Origin of the sequence: Pseudomonas sp. W2-17 (genome assembly GCF_041060445.1) — a bacterium.
Taxonomy (GTDB): Bacteria; Pseudomonadota; Gammaproteobacteria; order Pseudomonadales; family Pseudomonadaceae; genus Aquipseudomonas.
Genome location: NZ_JAUFNS010000007.1, coordinates 91,795 through 110,405 on the forward strand (window position 1 = coordinate 91,795; position 18,611 = coordinate 110,405).

The window sequence follows — 18,611 nt, forward strand, 5'->3', positions numbered from 1 at the left end:
CCCTTCCTGAGCGAACGACTACCAGCCACCGGAGGCACCGCCTCCGCCAAATCCACCACCGCCACCGCGCATACCGCCTGAGCCAGAGCCCCCGGAACCAAAGCCGCCTGAGCCGCCCAAGCCGCCGGAACCAAAACCGCCAAAGCCGCCCCCGGAGCCGATGGACCTGCCGCGCCCGGAACGTGCGCTGATATAACTGATGACCACGAACAGCACCAGAAACAGCAGGGTCACTTTCCAGTCGACGCCCTCATCCTCGCTCGCCGCTGCGCTGCCGGTGGCGCCGACCGCGGGTTCGGCAAGGGGATCGCCGCCGAGCACCTGGACCATCGCCTCGGCACCTTTGGTGATACCGCCGACGAAATCGCCCTGCCGGAACGCCGGGGTGATGATCTGACTGATGATCACCGAGGACTGCGCATCGGTCAGGCGATCTTCAAGGCCGTAACCCACTTCGATGCGCACCTTGCGCTCGTCCCGGGCCACCACCAGCAGCGCGCCGTTGTCCTTGCCCTTCTGGCCGATGCCCCAGTGACGACCGAGCTGATAGCCGTAGTCCTCAATGGTCGAGCCCTGCAGGTCTGGCAACGTGACCACCACCACTTGCTCGGTGGTCAGTTCTTCATGGGCGCGCAGCATCTGTTCGAGATGCTCTTTGCTCGGGCCGTCGATCATCCCGGCGGTGTCGACGACGCGCCCGGTCAGCGGCGGAAACGTGAGGTCGGCTTGCGCCCACTGGGCAAATACGCCCACCGACATCGCCAGTAACGCGACCAGCACTCCCCGCCGCGCGCGTCCCATCAGAATTTCACTTGTGGCGCTTTGTCAGCGTCAGCGGCAGTGGCTTCGAAGTTCGGACGCACCGGCAGATCGCTGTACATCACGGTATGCCACAGACGGCCCGGGAAGGTGCGGATCTCGGTGTTGTAACGCTCGACCGCCGTGATGAAGTCGCGACGGGCCACCGCGATACGGTTTTCCGTGCCTTCAAGCTGGGACTGCAGCGCGAGGAAGTTCTGGTTGGATTTGAGGTCCGGATAGCGCTCCGAGACCACCATCAAACGGCTCAATGCGCCGGTCAGCTGACCTTGTGCGTCCTGGAACTGCTTGAGTTTGGCCGGATCGTTCAGGGTGCTGGCGTCCACCTGAATCGACGTCGCCTTGGCCCGCGCTTCGATGACCGCGGTCAGAGTGTCCTGCTCTTGCTTGGCGTAGCCCTTCACCGTTTCCACCAAGTTGGGGACCAGGTCGGCGCGGCGCTGATACTGGTTCTGCACCTGGGCCCAGGCAGCCTTGACCTGCTCGTCATAGGTCGGAATGTTGTTGATCCCGCAGCCGGACAACAGGGTCGTCAGCAGCATCATCAACGCCAGTGACAATTTGTAACGACTGCCCCGGCTGTGGTCATAACGCTCTGTTTGCATGGCGTGCGTGCTCCCTGTACTCATCAATAGTTAGTCCTGTCAGTCATGACTTTAGCCAAACCGGACGATCCCCGGCATAATCCCGCCCCATCGCGTTGTCGGGGCTCTGGATTGCCGGGCCACAATCAGATAAAACTCGTTGCGCTACTGATGCTCATATGAGGCAGGAGTTCAGCGACGTTGCCGTCCTGACAACAATAAAACCAAAGGTTAGACACCTATAACAACGGCTGACCGGTATTACGTGCGAGTTGCCGGCAACGCCTTGAGAAAACCATTCATGAATAAGCTGTGTTTCCTGAGTCTCGTCATCGGCCTGGTCAGTCAGTCCGCCTGGGCCGAAAACGCCACCACTGGCGTTGGCACCCCTTCTACGCTGCAAGCCAAGAATGCATTCATCGCCAACCTGATGAAGCAAATGACCCTCGACGAGAAGATCGGTCAACTGCGCCTGATCAGCATCGGCCCGGAAATGCCCAAGTCGGAAATCGTCAAGGAAATCGCCGCAGGCCGCATCGGTGGCACGTTCAACTCCGTCGTGCTGCCGGACAACCGTGCCATGCAGGACGCCGCCGGGCACAGCCGCAACAAGATCCCGATGTTCTTCGCCTACGACGTCGTCCACGGCCAGCGCACGGTATTCCCGATCAGCCTGGGTCTCGCGTCGACCTGGGACATGAACGCCATCACCCGCACCGGTCGCGTGTCAGCGATCGAAGCAGCGGCCGACGGCGTGGACATGACCTTTGCGCCGATGGTCGACATCACCCGCGACGCGCGCTGGGGCCGCAGCTCTGAAGGCTTCGGCGAGGACACCTATCTGGTGTCGCGCATCTCCGCCACCATGACCCGCGCGTTTCAGGGCACCAGCATGCAGGCGCCCAACAGCATCATGGCGGTGGTCAAACACTTCGCCCTGTATGGCGCGGTCGAGGGCGGTCGCGACTACAACACCGTCGACATGAGCCCGGTGCGCATGCAGCAGGACTACCTGCCGCCCTATCGCGCCTCGATTGATGCCGGCGCAGGCGGCGTGATGATCGCGCTCAATTCCATCAACGGCGTGCCTTCCACGTCCAACGCCTGGCTGCTGCAGGATGTCTTGCGCAGGGACTGGGGCTTCAAGGGCGTAACCGTCAGCGACCACGGCGCGATCAAGGAATTGATCGACCACGGCGTGGCCAAGGACTTCCGCGAAGCGGCCAAGCTGGCGATCAAGGCCGGTGTCGACCTGAGCATGAACGACAAGGCCTACGGCGAAGAGCTGCCGGATCTGGTAAAGAGCGGCGAAGTGTCGGTCAAAGAAGTCGATAACGCCGTGCGTGAAGTGCTTGGCGCCAAGTGGGAAATGGGCCTGTTCGCTAACCCGTACCTGCGCATCGGCGCGGCAGTGGACGACCCGGCCGACCGCAACGCAGAGAACCGTCTGCACCGTGCCGAAGCCCGCGATGTCGCGCGCAAGAGCGTCGTGCTGCTGAAGAACCAGAACGACACCCTGCCGCTGAAGAAGCAAGGCACCATTGCCGTGATCGGCCCGCTGGCCAAGAGCTCGATGGACATGATGGGCAGTTGGTCAGCGGCCGGGCTGGCGCGCCAGACCGTCAACGCTTATGACGGCATTGCGGCGGCGGTCGGCGACAAGGCCAAGCTGGTTTATGCACTGGGCTCCAATATCACCGACAACCAGCACGCCATTACCTACCTGAACAAGATGGACGACCAGATCGCCATCGACCCGCGTCCAGAGCAGGAGATGATCGACGAAGCGGTCAAGGCCGCGCAGCAGGCGGACGTGGTGGTTGCGGTGGTCGGTGAGTCGCGCAACATGTCCCACGAAGCGGCGAGCCGTGTCGACCTGGTGATCCCGGGCCGTCAACGGGAGCTGATCCGCGCGCTCAAAGCCACCGGCAAACCGCTGGTGCTGGTGCTAATGAACGGCCGGCCACTGGCGCTGGGTGAAGAAAACGAGTTGGCCGACGCCATGGTGGAAAGCTGGTTCCTCGGCACCGAAGGCGGTAACGCTTTGGCCGACGTGCTGTTCGGCGACTACAACCCGTCCGGCAAACTGCCGATGACCTTCCCGCGCTCCGTGGGTCAGGTGCCGGCCTACTACAACCACCTGAACACCGGTCGCCCGTATCGCCCGAATGATTCGAACTACACCTCGAACTATTTCGAAGAGCCGACCAGCCCGCTGTTCCCGTTCGGTTATGGCTTGAGCTATACGCAGTTCAGCGTGTCGGACATCACCCTGTCGATCAACAAGATGACCCGCAAGGACAAGCTGACCGCCAGCGTCATGGTCAAGAACACCGGCAAGGTCGCCGGTGAAACCGTGGTTCAGCTGTACCTGCGCGACGTTGCCGCGTCGATCAGCCGTCCGGTCAAAGAGCTGAAGAACTTCCAGAAGGTCATGCTGAACCCCGGCGAAGAAAAATCCGTGAGTTTCACCCTGACCGAGGAAGACCTGAAGTTCTTCAACCCGTCGCTGAAGTACGCGGCCGAGGCGGGTGAGTTCAAGCTGATGATTGGCCTGGATTCGGAGAACGTGAAAGAGACCACGTTCAATTTGTTGTAAGGCAGGAATCCGGGGCGAATGCGCCAGCCACTGAAAGGAGGTCATGCCCATGCCCCGTTCCGTCCGCCTTGTGCTCTACGTGTTGCTGATCCTCGCCGGTACCGTCATCGCGGCGACGCTGGCAATGCATCAGGCTCAGCGGCATGCCCTCGAAGACGACGCTGAACGTTCCAGGGACCGCCTGGCGCTCTACGCCAACACGCTGCAGACACTGATCGAGCGCTACCGGGCACTGCCGGCTGTTCTGGCCCTGGATCCGCAACTGCGCGGGGCGTTGAGCGGACCGGTCAGCGCGGACACCACCCAGGCGCTCAATCTCAAACTGGAGCAGATCAAAGGCGCTGCCCAGTCCTCCACCCTAGAACTGCTCGACCGCAACGGCCTTGCCGTCGGCGCCAGCAACTGGCGTTTGCCGAGCAGCTATGTGGGCCACAACTACGGCTTCCGCCCCTACTTCACACAAACCCGCGCCACCGGTATCGGGCGCTTTTATGCCGTCGGCGTGACCAGCGGCATCCCGGGTTATTTCCTGTCGAACGCAGTGCGCGATGAGGCCGGGCAGTTCATCGGTGCGATGGTGGTCAAGCTGGAGTTTCCGGACCTGGAACACACTTGGGCGCAAAGCGATGATCTGCTGCTGGTCAGCGACGCCAAGGGCATCGTCTTCATCGCCAATCAGCCGGGCTGGCGCTACCGGGCCCTGCGACCGCTCACCGAGCAGGACCGCGCCGAACTGGCCAGCACGCGTCAGTACGACAAGCAGCCGCTGACGCCCTTGCATCAGACGCCGCTGCGTGCGTTTGGCGAGAACAGCCAGCTCAGCCGCGTCGACGCCCCCAACGAGCAAGCCGATTTTTTGTGGCAGTCGATGCCCTTGCCGACCGAGGACTGGACCTTGCACCTGCTGCGTAAACCCCAGCCTGCCAGTGAAGACGTGCGCAATGCCGGTCTGGCGGCGGCAGGCATCTGGCTGACGCTGGTGTTCCTCGGGCTGTTTCTGTATCAGCGCTGGCGCCTTGGCCGCTTGCGCCAGCGCAGTCGCGAAGAGCTCGAGCGCTTGGTCGAAGAACGCACGCGGGACCTGCAAACCGCACAGGACGGTCTAGTGCAGTCGACCAAGCTGGCGGCTCTCGGGCAGATGTCCGCCGCCCTCGCCCATGAAATCAACCAGCCGCTGACGGCGCAGCGCATGCAACTCGCCACCCTGCGCCTGCTGCTGGAGCATGGCCGTGTCGACGATGCGTACAAGGCGTTGAGCCTGCTCGATCAACAATTGACGCGCATGGCCGCGCTCACCGGCCACCTGAAAACCTTCGCCCGCAAAAGCCCCAGCGGCCTGCGCGAGCGCCTCGATCTGGCGACCGTGGTCGATCAGGCGCTGCTGTTGCTGGACGCGCGAATTCGCGAAGAGCGCGTCAGCTGCGTGCTCGACCTGACGCGTCCGGCCTGGGTGCGCGGCGACGCGATTCGGCTGGAACAGGTACTGATCAACCTGATGCGCAACGCCCTGGATGCGATGGGCGATAAACCGCTCAAGCGCCTGGAAATCCGCATCGACGCACACGGCGAGCACTGGTGCGTTTCCGTCGTCGACAGTGGCGGCGGAATTGCCGAAGAAAATCTGGCCAACGTCTTCGATCCGTTTTTCACCACCAAACCGGTGGGCGATGGCCTGGGCCTGGGGCTCGCGGTTTCGTTTGCCATCGTGCATGAGCTGGGCGGCCGACTCAGCGCCGAAAACGTCAATAACGGCGCGCGGTTTTTCTTTTATCTGACCAAGGCCCCGGAGGCCGAAGCCCCATGCTGAACTCGGTGATAGTGGTCGATGACGAGGCGCCCATTCGGGAAGCGGTGGAGCAATGGCTGACGCTGTCCGGGTTCGAGGTGCGCCTGTTCAGCCGCGCCGAGGAATGCCTGGCGCAGGTGCCCGAGCACTTTCCCGGCGTGATCCTCAGCGATGTGCGCATGCCCGGCATGGATGGTTTGCAGTTGCTCGCCGAGTTGCAGCGGCGCGATCGCGACTTGCCGGTGATCTTGCTGACCGGCCACGGCGACGTGCCGATGGCCGTGGACGCCATGCGCGACGGCGCCTATGACTTTCTCGAGAAACCGTTCACCCCCGAAACGCTGCTCGGCAGTCTGCGGCGGGCCTTGGAAAAGCGCGCGCTGGTGCTGGAAAACCGTGCGCTGCATGAGCGGGCGGATAACCGCTCGCGTCTCGATGCGACGCTGCTGGGCATGTCGCCGACGATGCAGACATTGCGGCGGCAGGTCCTGGACCTTTCGCAACTGCCGGTTAACGTACTGATTCGCGGCGAGACCGGCAGCGGCAAGGAAATGGTCGCGCGCTGCCTGCATGACTTCGGCCCGCGAGCGGACAAGCCTTTCGTTGCGGTCAACTGCGCAGCGATCCCTGAGCAGTTGTTTGAAGCCGAGCTGTTTGGCCACGAAAGCGGTGCGTTCACCGGTGCCCAGGGCAAGCGCATCGGCAAACTGGAGTACGCCCACGGCGGCACGGTGTTTCTCGACGAGATCGAGAGCATGCCGCTGGCGCAGCAGGTCAAGCTGCTGCGGGTGATTCAGGAGCGGCGCATCGAACGACTGGGCTCGAACCAAAGCATCGATATTGATGTGCGCATCATTGCCGCGACCAAGCCCGATCTGCTGGACGAAGCCAGGGCCGGGCGTTTCCGCGGGGATCTGGCGTATCGACTGAACATCGCCGAGTTGCGACTGCCGCCATTGCGCGAACGGCGAGAAGATATCCCGATGCTGTTTAGCCATTTCTCGCGCCATGCGGCAGAGCGCCTCGGCCGCAGCGAGCCGGTGTTGAGCGGTGAACAGCTGAGCCATCTGCTGAGCCACGACTGGCCGGGGAACGTGCGCGAACTGGCGAATGCCGCCGAGCGCCAGGTGCTGGGGCTGGACGGTCCCGCCGCAGAGGGCATCCCGGTGGGTCAGTCGCTGGTGGCGCAGCAGGAAGCGTTCGAAGCCCATTGCATTCGCTCGGCGTTGCGACGGCACCGGGGCGACATCAAAGCGGTCATGCACGAACTGCAACTGCCCCGCCGCACCCTGAATGAAAAGATGCAGCGGCATGGGTTGGTGCGCGAGGACTTTTTGGCGGAAGGTCATGCACAGAGTTGATTTGATCCATGTAGGACCGGCTTCAGCCGGGAAGACGCCAGCACGGACACCCTCGATTTTTGCGGCGTGACACCCGACGCTTTCCCGGCTAAAGCCAGTCCTACAAAGAACCACGCGGGGTGTCAGCAGGACCGGCTTCAGCCGGGAACAAACTTCGATCCTGTCAGAACGGGCAATGAGCGGATTTTCGCTCAGGCATCTCACGCAACAAGCGGATTTCCGCTCATCTACCTCACGCCAACCCCTCTACTTCGGGGCTTTGAGCCTTTGGCACAGCTCCTGCTATCACTGTCGTCAGACCGCCTCGATGCGTTCCTTCTAACAACAATGACTTGCAGGAAATCCCATGGCCATCCCCAATTCTGCCTCCCACGGAGCGGCTGCCACACCAGTCGCCGAGAAAACCACCGGAAGTCGTCTGAAATCCATTTTCAGCGGTTCGGTCGGCAACATGGTCGAGTGGTACGACTGGTACGTCTACGCCGCCTTCTCCCTCTACTTCGCCAAAGTCTTCTTCCCCAAGGGTGACACCACCGCCCAGTTGCTCAACACCGCCGCGATCTTTGCCGTGGGCTTCTTGATGCGCCCCATCGGCGGCTGGCTCATGGGTCTCTACGCAGACCGCAAAGGCCGCAAGGCCGCGCTGATGGCGTCGGTGCTGTTGATGTGTTTCGGATCGCTGATCATCGCCCTCACCCCTGGTTACGAAACCATCGGCGTCGGCGCCCCGATCATGCTGGTGTTCGCCCGTCTGCTGCAGGGCCTGTCGGTGGGTGGCGAGTACGGCACTTCGGCGACCTATCTCAGCGAGATGGCCACCAAGGAACGCCGGGGTTTCTTCTCCAGCTTTCAGTACGTGACGCTGATCTCCGGCCAGCTCATCGCACTGGCGGTGCTCATCGTGCTGCAGCAGACGCTGACCACTGAACAACTGCAAACGTGGGGCTGGCGCATCCCGTTTGCCATTGGCGCGTTGTGCGCGGTGGTGGCGCTGTTCCTGCGTCGCGGGATGGAAGAAACCGAGTCGTTCACCCGCAAGAAGGACAAACCCAAAGAAAGCCTGATGCGCACACTGATGCGCCATCCGAAAGAGCTGATGACCGTCGTCGGCCTGACCATGGGCGGCACGCTGGCCTTCTATACCTATACGACCTACATGCAGAAGTACCTGGTGAACACGGTGGGCATGAGCATCACCGATTCGACGACGATTTCTGCTGCGACGCTGTTCCTGTTCATGCTGTTGCAACCGGTGATCGGCGCGCTGTCTGACAAAATCGGCCGCCGCCCGATCCTGATTGCCTTCGGTGTGCTGGGCACCTTGTGTACCGTGCCGATCCTCACCACCCTGCACACCATCCAAAGCTGGTGGGGCGCGTTCTTTTTGATCATGGCCGCGCTGATCATCGTCAGTGGCTATACGTCGATCAACGCCGTGGTGAAAGCCGAACTGTTCCCGACCGAGATCCGCGCCCTGGGCGTCGGCCTGCCGTACGCACTGACGGTGTCGATCTTCGGCGGTACGGCCGAATACATTGCGCTATGGTTCAAGAGCATTGGCATGGAGACCGGCTATTACTGGTACGTCACAGCCTGCATCGCGGTCTCGCTGCTGGTGTATGTGTTCATGAAGGACACCCGCAAGCACTCGCGGATCGAAACCGACTGACCTGAACGGGGCTGTCGAGCAGCTTCGACCCGCTTACAGAGGGCAAAATCAAGGGCAGCTCACTCACATGAGCTGCCCTTTTGCATTCGCAGGCGTGGCTAAGTGCATGAATAACGCTCGCTTTTCGCAGTATCAATTTCAGCGATGATCGCTACTAATGCGATTGACTTCTTAATAATCCTGAGGCGAGTAAAGTTCACTCCATACCGAGTTACGCACTAATTAATCGATCTGGAGCAACTACCATGAAAACTAACAAACTGATCTTCGGCCTCGCTTTCTCCCTTCTTGCAAGCAGCGCCTTTGCACTTCCAGCAGCTGATGCGCACCACGCGGTTAATGCTGCGGTAGTTGCAGAAAACGGCTCGTCCCACACTAACATCGGTCGCGTTGCTGCCGACGGTTCTGACCATGTAGGTGCCAACCGCCTCGCTGCTGACGGTTCTGACCACGTCGGTGCCAACCGCCAGGCCGCTGATGGTTCTGACCACGTAGGTGCCAACCGCCTCGCTGCTGATGGTGCTGACCGCGTCGGTGCAAATCGCCAAGCCGCTGATGGATCGGACCACGTAGGTGCCAACCGCCTCGCTGCCGACGGCTCGGACCATGTTGGTGCAAATCGTCTGAGCTGATACACCCATGACGTTCTCTCAGCCCGGCTTAATGCCGGGCTTAATTTTTCTGCGTTAAAAACCTGAAACCCTTGTTTTGACTAGGCTTACGGCATCAGGAGCGAAGCTGCTGGCCACGGCAATCCTGTCACTCCATTCCCAGCCCACTCCCCTCCATTGCGCATCGCTAGCAAATTTACACCAACGGAGTCAAGAGGCGAATTCGCCATTGCTGGTAAAAATTGCCCCACCCCGGCGCAAATCTCTCCGCAGCGCCTTAAAACCGGGCATTCCAGCCAACTATCATTTTTAGCGATGGTCGATAGCAACAGCGTTAACTTCAACTTAATCTGCACGCGCGTAACATTGGCTCCATACCCAAGTTGAAAAAATTATTGAACTTACTGGAGCAACACTCATGAAAACTTCGAATATTATTTTTGGTCTTAGTCTGTCCATCCTGGCATCGAGCGCATTCGCTCTGCCTGTTTCCGAACAGCACTCTGCTTTTAACGGCACTGTTGTAGCGGAAGGCGGTTCTTCTCACACCAATGCGTCGCATACTGGTTCTTATCGTCAGGCTTCCGATGGCTCTGATCACGTTGGCGCCAATCGTCTCGCTGCCGACGGCGCTGACCGCGTAGGTAATAATCGCCAGGCGGCTGATGGCGCTGACCACATCGGTGCAAACCGCTTGGCCTCTGACGGCGCTGATCGCGTCGGTGCCAACCGCGCCAGCTAATCGGTGTCCGCATCATCCCGCTGCATGTTTACCGCTTCATGTTTCACCTCCTGAACTCCCTTTGTGGCCCGACGCTTGTCGGGCTTTTTTTTGCCCGGGGTTCGGAGGCTGCTGGAATCCTCACCCAATGCCTTGCACTATGTCGGCCTGCATGCCGCACATGCCCATACCTTGGCCGCCTCGCCGGCACACCCTCATTCAGGAACACACCATGTCAGACGATATTCATTTCTACGAACCGTCCAAAGGTCATGGACTGCCCCACGACCCGTTCAACGCCATTGTCGGCCCACGTCCGATCGGCTGGATCTCGTCCCAGGACGCCGAAGGCAAGCTGAACCTGGCGCCCTACAGTTTCTTCAACGCCTTCAACTACGTGCCGCCCATCATCGGGTTCTGCAGCATCGGTCGCAAAGACAGCCTCAACAACATCGAACAGACCGGCGAGTTCGTCTGGAACCTCGCCACGCGCAGCCTGGCCGAGCAGATGAACATGAGTTGCGCGGCAGTGCCGGCGGACGTGAGTGAATTCGAGCTGGCCGGCCTGACCGCAGAACCATCGCGCATCGTTTCCGTGCCGAGGGTCAAAGAGACGCCGGTTTCGTTCGAATGCAAAGTGACGCAGATCATCCAGCTGCAACGCGCCGACAAGGAGGTCGTGCCGAGCTGGCTGATTCTGGGAGAAGTGGTGGCAGTGCATATTGCCAAGCGGCTGCTGAAGGAAGGTGTGTATGACACCGCAGCCGGCGAGCCCATCCTGCGCGGCGGCGGCCCGGCTGACTATTTCCAGCTGAGCGCAGAGTCGCTGTTCAAAATGTACCGACCAAACGTCTGATCAATCCTCGGCGAACACCAGTTCGCCCTCTTGCGTGACGTCGGCGAGCCGCTCCAGCTCTTTTACGGCGGCGTCGTCAGCGGCGAGCGCGGTAGGGAATTTTTGTTCGGCGAGCACGCGGTGAAAGGTCGGCGCACCGCCCATGACCCGGGCCTTGACGGCAATGGCGGCGCTGTAGCCGTCGTCACCGGGGACTGCGGCCGAGACGGCTTCGTGGTGCTGGAATTCTTTGCGTGCCATGGTTCGACGCCTTGCCTGGAAAATGAAGGCGAGATTTTAAACGCAGGCGCTCGAACACCTGAAAGGTTTTCTTCGCCGGCCCTCTCGGCTGCACCCGAGCAAAAGCCCCGAAACCAGTTACCCCACCAGGCGAGCACCCTCAGGGACATAAGCCGTCTGTGCCTGAGCCGCCGTCACGTTGGCGAAGGTCTGAAAGTCCAGGCTTGCCACCAGCAACTCGGTCACCAGCTCGGAAAACAGGTTGAGCTCAGGCGCGGCGAACCAGTCGTTCATCGCGGAGGGATCGGCCCACGTGCCGGTGATAACCCAGAGGTCCTCGTCGGTCAGGGACTTCTGCAGCGCGAAGTGGAGACAACCCGCAGCAGCGGCCGACGGGCTGATCAGACTGCTCAAACGGGCACCCAGTTGGGCACTGCGTCCGGCGCGGGCGCGAACGGAGACCCAATGACTCACAACTGAAGTATTTAGCATGCTCTGCGCTCCTGCTTTTTTGCGTGCGTGTCTTTTGCGTGCGTGCCGCGTGCCGCGCGCCGGGATCGGGAATCCATGAAACGAGCTGCGACGGGAAGTGAAGGTTAGGGTCAGGCGCGCGCCCTGCGGTAGCCAATTACTGCCCGGTTATTGCCTGATTCTGCGCAGACAGGTTCATAGTGACGGCCGCTCTCGCCGGCGGGCCGCGTGATGCCCATGGACTTTCGAGCAACGATCCCAAGCGGACAGGGCCCGTTTATGGCAACGCAACACATCGGCAACAGAATCAGGCAAGCATCCGGCAGGATTCGCCTAACGCTTGCGCTTGCCCAAAAATAAGCTGTGCTGCATCAATGCCCTGCCAGAGGAATTCCCCATGTCGCTATCCGCTCTTGCGCCGTCCGCCCCGGATGCTCGACCTGTTGCCGAGCTGAGCGCGCAGATGACGCAACAGCGCGCCGAACTGGCAGAGCTGATCCGCCGTCATGCGCCCGCCGATGGCAGTTTCCAGACAGTCATCAAGCCACTGTTCATGGTTCGCCACGATCGTCCGTCGCAGTCGGTGCCGGGGCTGGTGCAACCGGCGCTGTGCATCATGGCCCAGGGCCGCAAGGACGTGACGCTGGGCGGCGAGTTATACACCTACGATCCGCTCAATTACCTGGTGCTGTCGGTAGCGCTGCCTATCAGCGGCAAGGTGATTTACGCGACGCCCGAAGAGCCGCATCTGGCCCTGCGCCTGGAAATCGATCCGGTGGAAATCAACGCATTGATCGCCGAGGCCGGTCCGATGAGCGTACCGACGCGTCACAGCGGGCGCGGCATGTACGTCGAGCGGATCGACTCACAGCTGCTCGATGCCGTCATCCGCCTGATCCGCCTGCTGGACACGCCGAAAGACATTCCCATGCTCGCGCCGCTGATCAATCGGGAGATCCTTTATCGGCTTCTGCGTGGGAGCGAAGGGCATCGGCTGTATGAAATCGCCATCTCCAACTGCCAGACCCATCGCGTCACCCAGGCGATCAAGTGGCTCAACGACCATTTCCAGGAGCCGCTGCGGATTGAGGATCTGGCGAAGGAGGTGAACCTCAGCGTCTCGACGCTGCACCACCGCTTCAAGTCAGTCACCGCCATGAGCCCGCTGCAATACCAGAAGCAACTGCGCTTGCAGGAGGCCCGGCGCTTGATGCTGGCGGACGGCCTCGAAGCGTCGGCCGCCGGTTACCGGGTCGGCTACGAAAGCGCTTCGCAGTTCAGCCGCGAATACAGCCGCCTGTTCGGTGCGCCACCGTTACGCGACCTGGCGCGGCTGCGCAGTACGGTTTGAAGCGCGCCGGTCAGTCAACGTAAACCGTCAGTCGAGGCTGCTCATCCAGCGCTGCTGATCGATCTCGATCAACGTCGGGCCGTCACGCTGACTGGCTGAGCTCAGTGCCGCCTTCAGTTGCTCAACACTGCCGACCGCCTCCGCGGCGCATCCCAGTGCTTTGGCCACACCGACAAAATCAGGCGTGTAAATGTTGACGCCTATTGGCTCGATGGCGCGGTTGACCATGTACTTCTTGATCTCTTCGTAACCCTGGTTATTCCACAGCAGCACGACGATGGGCGTTCGCGCTTCCACCGCACTCGCCAGCTCGGACAAGGTGAATTGCAGACCGCCGTCGCCAATCAGGCACACCACTGGATTGGATTCTCCGGCGTCGCGACTGCCCAGCCATGCGCCCACGGCAGCAGGCAATGCATAGCCGAGGGTTCCGTAACCGGTGGAGGAGTTGAACCAGCGGCGGGGCTTGTCGAGGTCCAGGGTCAGATTGCCGGTGTAGACGGGCTGAGTGGAGTCGCCCACGATCACGGCCTCCGGCAGCACGTCGAGCACCGTCTGCAAAAACAGCGTCTGCCCACGGGTGGCGTCGTCCCAGCCCGCCTCAAAACTCGCCTTCAGCGCCGCAACCTGCGCGGTGCCCCACTCCTCGCGGCGTGGCATCAGCACTTCGCTCGTCAGCGCATCGACCAAAGCCTCGGCGGCGCATTGAGCGTCAGAGACCAGCGCGACCGTCGGCGCGAAGTTGCGCACGGTCTGATCGGGGTCGATGTCGATGCGCAGCAACGCGCCCGGAATCTTGAAGTGGCCCTGAAAAGTGATGTCGTAGTCGGTCTCGGCCAGCTCAGTGCCGATGGCCAGCACCACATCGGCACTTTCAATGACCTCACGGGTGGCATCGAGGGATTGCGTCGAGCCGATCAGCAGCGGGTGAGCGCTCGGCAGCATGCCTTTGGCGTTGATGGTCAGCGCGACCGGCGCGCCGAGCCGTTCGGCCAGACGCGTCAACGCCGGGGCGGCGTCAATGGCGCCGCCTCCCGCCAGAATCAACGGCCTTTGCGCATTAGCCAACAGACTCGCCATTTGCCGGATCGCCGCAGGCGCCGGCCCCGCGCGGCTCACCGATACCGGTGGGCTGTGCAGGAGGGCGTCGGCATTCTCCACCAGCACGTCCAGCGGGATTTCGATATGCACCGGACGCGGCCGCGCCGCTTGAAACACCGCAAACGCCCGGGCCAGCACCGACGGCAATTCAGCCGCTGACATCAGCGTGTGGGAGAACGCCGCGACGCCCGCGACCAGCGCACTCTGCGACGGCAGCTCATGCAGCTTGCCGCGACCACCGCCCAACTGACTGCGCGACTGCACGCTGGAAATCACCAGCATCGGGATCGAGTCCCCATAGGCCTGGCCCATCGCGGTGGTGATGTTGGTCATGCCGGGGCCGGTGATGATGAAGCACACGCCCGGCTTGCCTCGCGTGCGCGCATAACCGTCGGCCATGAAGCCTGCACCCTGCTCATGGCGCGGGGTGATGTGGGTGATCGACGACCCCGCCAGCCCTCGGTAGAGCTCTACCGTGTGCACGCCCGGAATCCCGAACACCCGCTCCACCCCGTAGCCTTCGAGCAACCTGACCAGCACTTCCCCGCACGTCGCCATGTCTTTACCCCTTTGTGAAGTCGTGCCCGACGCCCGCAATGTGCCAGGCTCAACAGGCGACCATTGAAGCTGCGGGGCCGTATCGAACACAACGCAAAAAATGTCATGCTTAGCCATGTCCTCAGCTCATGGCTCGTTCCGTCGATGAAACGCCTCCCACCCCTGCCCGCTCTGCACACGTTCCTGATCACGGCGAAGTGCTGCAATTTCACCCGGGCCGCCGAGGCGCTGCATATCACTCAGGGTGCCGTCAGCCGGCAGATCTCCGGGCTGGAAACGTACCTTGGCTATCGCCTGTTCTATCGCGAGGCCCGAGGCTTGAGCCTGACCGCCCAGGGCCGTGAATGGCTGCCGCGCATCGAAAAAGTGTTCAGCCTGATTGAAGAAGCGGTGGATCAGGTCGATGCCAAACCAAAGGCGCTGCGGATCAAGGCGCCGACCTGCATCAGCCGCTGGTTGTTGCCGCGCTTGATGCAGTGGCAGAAAGAACGGCCTGACGTCCCGGTGCAACTGACCACCACGAGCGCCCACGCTGTGGATTTTCGCCGTGAGTACTTCGACGCTGCCGTGGTGTTCGGCGCTCATCCGGGTGATTTCACTCACGTGCGGCACCTCTTCGACGAACAACTGACGCCCGTGTGCTCAGCGTCGCTGCTGGCGAGCAATCCCCTCTCCCGTTTCGCCGATCTGGAGCAGCACATGCTCCTGCACCCCACCCTCGATGAGCGTGACTGGACGCTGTGGTTAAAGGCCGCCGGGGCGAAGCTGATCAATGTCGCGCAAGGTCAGCACTTCGACACGATGGACCTTGCGATGACCGTCGCGTCACAAGGCTCGGGGGTTGCCATTGGTGACTGGTCGCTGATCGGTGAAGACCTGAACGCGGGGCGCCTGGTCATGCCTTTCGGGCTGAAAGTCCGGAGCGGCGCGGCGTATTACTTCGTGCACCCAAAGCGCGCCGAGGCGCCTTCCCCGCTTCAGGACCTGCTGGAATGGCTGTCGCTGCAGGCGGCTGAACGGCGCAGCGGTTGAGGGGCGCAATGCCGGCTCTTCCCCAACGGCCCGGCTGATACAAACATTCAATCCCCATCGCCCGGCCTACACGCCAATAGCGACCTACACTGACAGTGTCCGCTCTGAAACGATGTCCTACCGGATCGAGGCAAATGTCATGAGAACCACAATAAAAAGACAGTGCGTTTATGTTGTCGCCGTTGCTGCCGTATTGAGCCTGTATGCCGCAGGTGCTTACCGAATCGAGCAAATGCGGCAGACGCCCCGCATGGCGGTGGTCTGCACGATGGGGCATTGCATGCCCACTGATGCAACGTTCAGCGCTCTTCGTTGACGGCAAAGACCGGTCCGCGTAATGCGGGTCAACGTACTGCGAAAATCCCCACAGCCTGCTATCGATTAGCAAGCTAACGGACTAGACTTGGCACAAATTCCTGCGGCTGTTCAGCGGGTTAATCTGCCAGTCGAGTCCCTCCTGTGACGAGTCTTAATCAACCCCGTTCGGACATCCGCAGCATTCTGTTTGCGCTGATGATGGCCGTCTTCCTCAGCGCGCTGGATCAGACCATCGTTGCGGTCTCGATGCCGGCCATCTCCGCCCAGTTTCAGGATTTCGACCTGCTTGCCTGGGTGATATCGGCGTACATGGTCGCGCTCACCGTGGCTGTGCCGATTTACGGCAAGCTGGGGGATTTGTACGGTCGGCGCCGCTTGATGCTGTTCGGGCTGGCGACCTTTACCCTCGCCTCGCTGTTCTGCGCCATGGCCCAGAGCATGGAACAACTGGTGCTGGCGCGTGTGCTGCAGGGCATCGGCGCCGGCGGCATGGTGTCCGTGAGCCAGGCGATCATCGGCGACATTGTCCCGCCCCGGGAACGCGGTCGTTATCAGGGTTACTTTAGCGGGATGTACGCAGCGGCCAGCGTGGCGGGCCCGGTGCTCGGCGGCTTCATGACTGAGTACCTGTCGTGGCGCTGGGTCTTCATCATCAATCTGCCATTGGGACTGGCGGCATGGTGGGTGGCGCGCAAGACGCTGGTCGGCCTGCCGATTCCCCAGCGCAAACCGGTGATTGACTACTTGGGCACGGTGCTGATGATCATCGGCCTCACTGCCTTGCTGCTGGGCATCACCGAAATCGGTCAGGGCCACAGTTGGCGTGACGAGTCAGTGGTCATGCAATTGTCGGTAGCGCTGCTCGCGCTGGTGATTTTTGTGCTGTATGAACGGCGCATCCGCGAACCTCTGCTGCCCATGCACCTGTTCGCCAATCGCAGCGCGGTGCTGTGCTGGTGCACGATTTTTTTCACCAGCTTTCAGGCTATCTCGCTGATCGTGCTGCTGCCGTTGCGCTTTCAGACCGTCACGGGCGCAGGGGCCGACAGCGCGGCGTTGCACTTAATGCCGCTGGCCATCGGCATGCCCTTGGGCGCGTACTTCGGCGGCCGACGCACTTCGCTGACAGGCCGCTACAAACCGATCATCCTCACCGGCGCAGCGTTAATGCCGCTGGCAATCCTCGGCATTGCCCTCACGCCGCCGCAGTCGGCCCTTCTGACGAGCCTGTTCATGGTCCTCACCGGCATCGCCAGCGGCATGCAATTTCCGACCTCGCTGGTGGGCACGCAGAACTCGGTAGAGGTCAAAGACATGGGCGTGGCGACCAGTACGACCAACCTGTTTCGCTCCCTCGGCGGCGCAGTCGGCGTGGCAACAATGTCGGCGCTGCTGTTGGCGATGCTCGCCGGTTCCGGCATTGCCCAGGTCGGCGGCAGTTCAATTGCGGGTGAAGGATCCGGCAATTTGCTGATGGACAGCCTGCACGCCGCCAGCGGCCCGGCCCTTGAACTGCTGCGCGGGCAGCTGTCGATGACCTTTCAGCACCTGTTGATGGGCAGCGCGGCGGTGTCGCTGCTGGGACTGTCCGCCGCGCTGGCGATGCCCAATAACCTGCTGCGCGGGCGGGACGACAAGGACCGGTAAACGAGCCGGTCAGGGTGATCAGCCGCTGTAGTAACCCACCGCCACCATGAACTCACCGACCTTGCGCGCGTAGGCGTGCTTGTGTTCGATCTTGCTGGTGACCGGATTGCGCCAGTGGTATTCGTATTCACCTTCGGGCTGCTGCTTGACCAGCTCGAGCATCGGGATGCCGACCGGCTTGCCTTCCGGGTCCTTGACCTTGCTGAAGTCGGTATTCACCAGCCGCAAGTTGGTGCCATGGGCCACATAGCGCTTGGTGTCGATGTTCACCACGAAGATGTACAGATCGTCCTGCAGAAATCCGCCCTTGAGGTCGTTGATCGCGCGGAGTGTGCCGTCCTTGTCCTGTTCCAGCGCTTTGGACGCCTTGTCGAGCAACGCCCTCGCCTGCTCGGGCGAAGCGCGGGGCAGGTAATAACCGACCGCCAAAACCCGATCGCCTATGCGCTGAAAATAAACCCGCTTGCGCTCGACCTTACCGTCGCGCCAGTTTTGCCAGCGATATTCGGCCTGCTGAACGCCGGCGCTTTCCGGCGTCTGCAGCACCTGCTTGAAATTCTTCTGCAACTCCGGATCGAGCACCGACGATACGTCGCGGCCAATCAATGCCACCGAGGGTCCCCCGCTCGCCAGCATGATTCCTTTGGTGTCGGTGACGAAGACATAACGCTCGCCATCGACGAACTCGCCCTGGCGGCTGAACTCGGCCAGCGCCTTATCCCCCTGGACCCGGTAACGGGCCACGGCTTTTTCCAGCAACGCCTTGGCCGCTGCCGCTTCTTGCGCTTCATCCCCAGCGGCCCAGCCTTGCCCGATGCACAGGGCGGCGAGCGCGCCAATCAGGAGCTTTCTGCATACGTTTTTTGACACGACTGTCATCGCCCCGCCCCCACTCTTATTGGTTATGG

The 18,611-nt window shown here is 61.6% G+C and carries 16 protein-coding genes; 10 read left to right on the forward strand and 6 right to left on the reverse strand.

Features of this window, described 5'->3' with window-relative positions:
• Positions 1–18: 18 nt before the first annotated feature.
• The gene (locus QWI20_RS10850; RefSeq protein ID WP_369305493.1) at positions 19–801 is read right to left on the reverse strand and encodes a YgcG family protein; all 783 of its coding nucleotides are present in this window, start codon (positions 799–801) and stop codon (positions 19–21) included.
• On the reverse strand, positions 801–1,424 hold the full coding sequence (locus tag QWI20_RS10855) for a LemA family protein (protein WP_369305494.1): 624 nt from the start codon (positions 1,422–1,424) through the stop codon (positions 801–803). The genes QWI20_RS10850 and QWI20_RS10855 overlap by 1 nt, the downstream gene beginning before the upstream one ends.
• 280 nt (positions 1,425–1,704) lie before the next feature.
• On the opposite strand from QWI20_RS10855, the gene bglX reads away from it, so the two are divergent.
• The 7 genes from bglX to QWI20_RS10890 all read left to right on the forward strand — a co-directional run bounded on the left by bglX (position 1,705) and on the right by QWI20_RS10890 (position 11,006).
• Positions 1,705–4,002, forward strand: a complete 2,298-nt coding sequence (bglX, locus tag QWI20_RS10860) for a beta-glucosidase BglX (RefSeq protein ID WP_369305496.1) — start codon at positions 1,705–1,707, stop codon at positions 4,000–4,002.
• 43 nt (positions 4,003–4,045) lie between these two features.
• Positions 4,046–5,809, forward strand: a complete 1,764-nt coding sequence (locus tag QWI20_RS10865) for an ATP-binding protein (RefSeq protein ID WP_369305498.1) — start codon at positions 4,046–4,048, stop codon at positions 5,807–5,809.
• Positions 5,803–7,149: a sigma-54-dependent transcriptional regulator gene (locus QWI20_RS10870; protein WP_369305499.1), complete on the forward strand. Its 1,347-nt coding sequence runs from the start codon at positions 5,803–5,805 to the stop codon at positions 7,147–7,149. The genes QWI20_RS10865 and QWI20_RS10870 overlap by 7 nt, the downstream gene beginning before the upstream one ends.
• Positions 7,150–7,495: 346 nt before the next feature.
• The gene (locus QWI20_RS10875; protein ID WP_369305500.1) at positions 7,496–8,818 is read left to right on the forward strand and encodes an MFS transporter; all 1,323 of its coding nucleotides are present in this window, start codon (positions 7,496–7,498) and stop codon (positions 8,816–8,818) included.
• A gap of 245 nt (positions 8,819–9,063) precedes the next feature.
• Positions 9,064–9,450, forward strand: coding sequence for a hypothetical protein (locus QWI20_RS10880; protein ID WP_369305501.1), 387 nt, complete (start codon positions 9,064–9,066; stop codon positions 9,448–9,450).
• Between the two features lie 397 nt (positions 9,451–9,847).
• Complete coding sequence (locus tag QWI20_RS10885; RefSeq protein ID WP_192171678.1) at positions 9,848–10,171, forward strand: hypothetical protein; 324 nt, start codon at positions 9,848–9,850, stop codon at positions 10,169–10,171.
• Positions 10,172–10,382: 211 nt separating this feature from the next.
• Positions 10,383–11,006 carry a flavin reductase family protein gene (locus QWI20_RS10890; RefSeq protein ID WP_133772374.1) on the forward strand — a complete coding sequence of 208 codons (624 nt, stop codon included), beginning with the start codon at positions 10,383–10,385 and terminating at the stop codon, positions 11,004–11,006.
• On the opposite strand, the gene QWI20_RS10895 is transcribed toward QWI20_RS10890, so the two are convergent.
• Together QWI20_RS10895 and QWI20_RS10900 are read right to left on the reverse strand one after the other, a co-directional pair.
• Positions 11,007–11,246, reverse strand: a complete 240-nt coding sequence (locus QWI20_RS10895; RefSeq protein WP_192171680.1) for a hypothetical protein — start codon at positions 11,244–11,246, stop codon at positions 11,007–11,009. It abuts the gene before it with no gap.
• Positions 11,247–11,363: 117 nt separating this feature from the next.
• Positions 11,364–11,717 carry an antibiotic biosynthesis monooxygenase family protein gene (locus QWI20_RS10900; RefSeq protein WP_369305502.1) on the reverse strand — a complete coding sequence of 118 codons (354 nt, stop codon included), beginning with the start codon at positions 11,715–11,717 and terminating at the stop codon, positions 11,364–11,366.
• A gap of 442 nt (positions 11,718–12,159) precedes the next feature.
• On the opposite strand from QWI20_RS10900, the gene QWI20_RS10905 reads away from it, so the two are divergent.
• Entirely contained in the window at positions 12,160–13,047 is an 888-nt protein-coding gene (locus tag QWI20_RS10905; protein ID WP_369305604.1) for an AraC family transcriptional regulator N-terminal domain-containing protein, read from the forward strand.
• 27 nt (positions 13,048–13,074) lie between these two features.
• On the opposite strand, the gene QWI20_RS10910 is transcribed toward QWI20_RS10905, so the two are convergent.
• On the reverse strand, positions 13,075–14,706 hold the full coding sequence (locus tag QWI20_RS10910) for a 5-guanidino-2-oxopentanoate decarboxylase (RefSeq protein ID WP_369305503.1): 1,632 nt from the start codon (positions 14,704–14,706) through the stop codon (positions 13,075–13,077).
• A gap of 144 nt (positions 14,707–14,850) precedes the next feature.
• On the opposite strand from QWI20_RS10910, the gene QWI20_RS10915 reads away from it, so the two are divergent.
• On the forward strand, positions 14,851–15,738 hold the full coding sequence (locus QWI20_RS10915; protein ID WP_369305505.1) for a LysR substrate-binding domain-containing protein: 888 nt from the start codon (positions 14,851–14,853) through the stop codon (positions 15,736–15,738).
• 459 nt (positions 15,739–16,197) lie between these two features.
• Positions 16,198–17,703 carry an MDR family MFS transporter gene (locus tag QWI20_RS10920; RefSeq protein ID WP_369305506.1) on the forward strand — a complete coding sequence of 502 codons (1,506 nt, stop codon included), beginning with the start codon at positions 16,198–16,200 and terminating at the stop codon, positions 17,701–17,703.
• 18 nt (positions 17,704–17,721) lie between these two features.
• Here the strand turns inward: QWI20_RS10920 and QWI20_RS10925 are convergent, their stop codons facing one another.
• On the reverse strand, positions 17,722–18,525 hold the full coding sequence (locus QWI20_RS10925) for a cache domain-containing protein (RefSeq protein WP_369305605.1): 804 nt from the start codon (positions 18,523–18,525) through the stop codon (positions 17,722–17,724).
• Positions 18,526–18,611 lie beyond the last annotated feature (86 nt).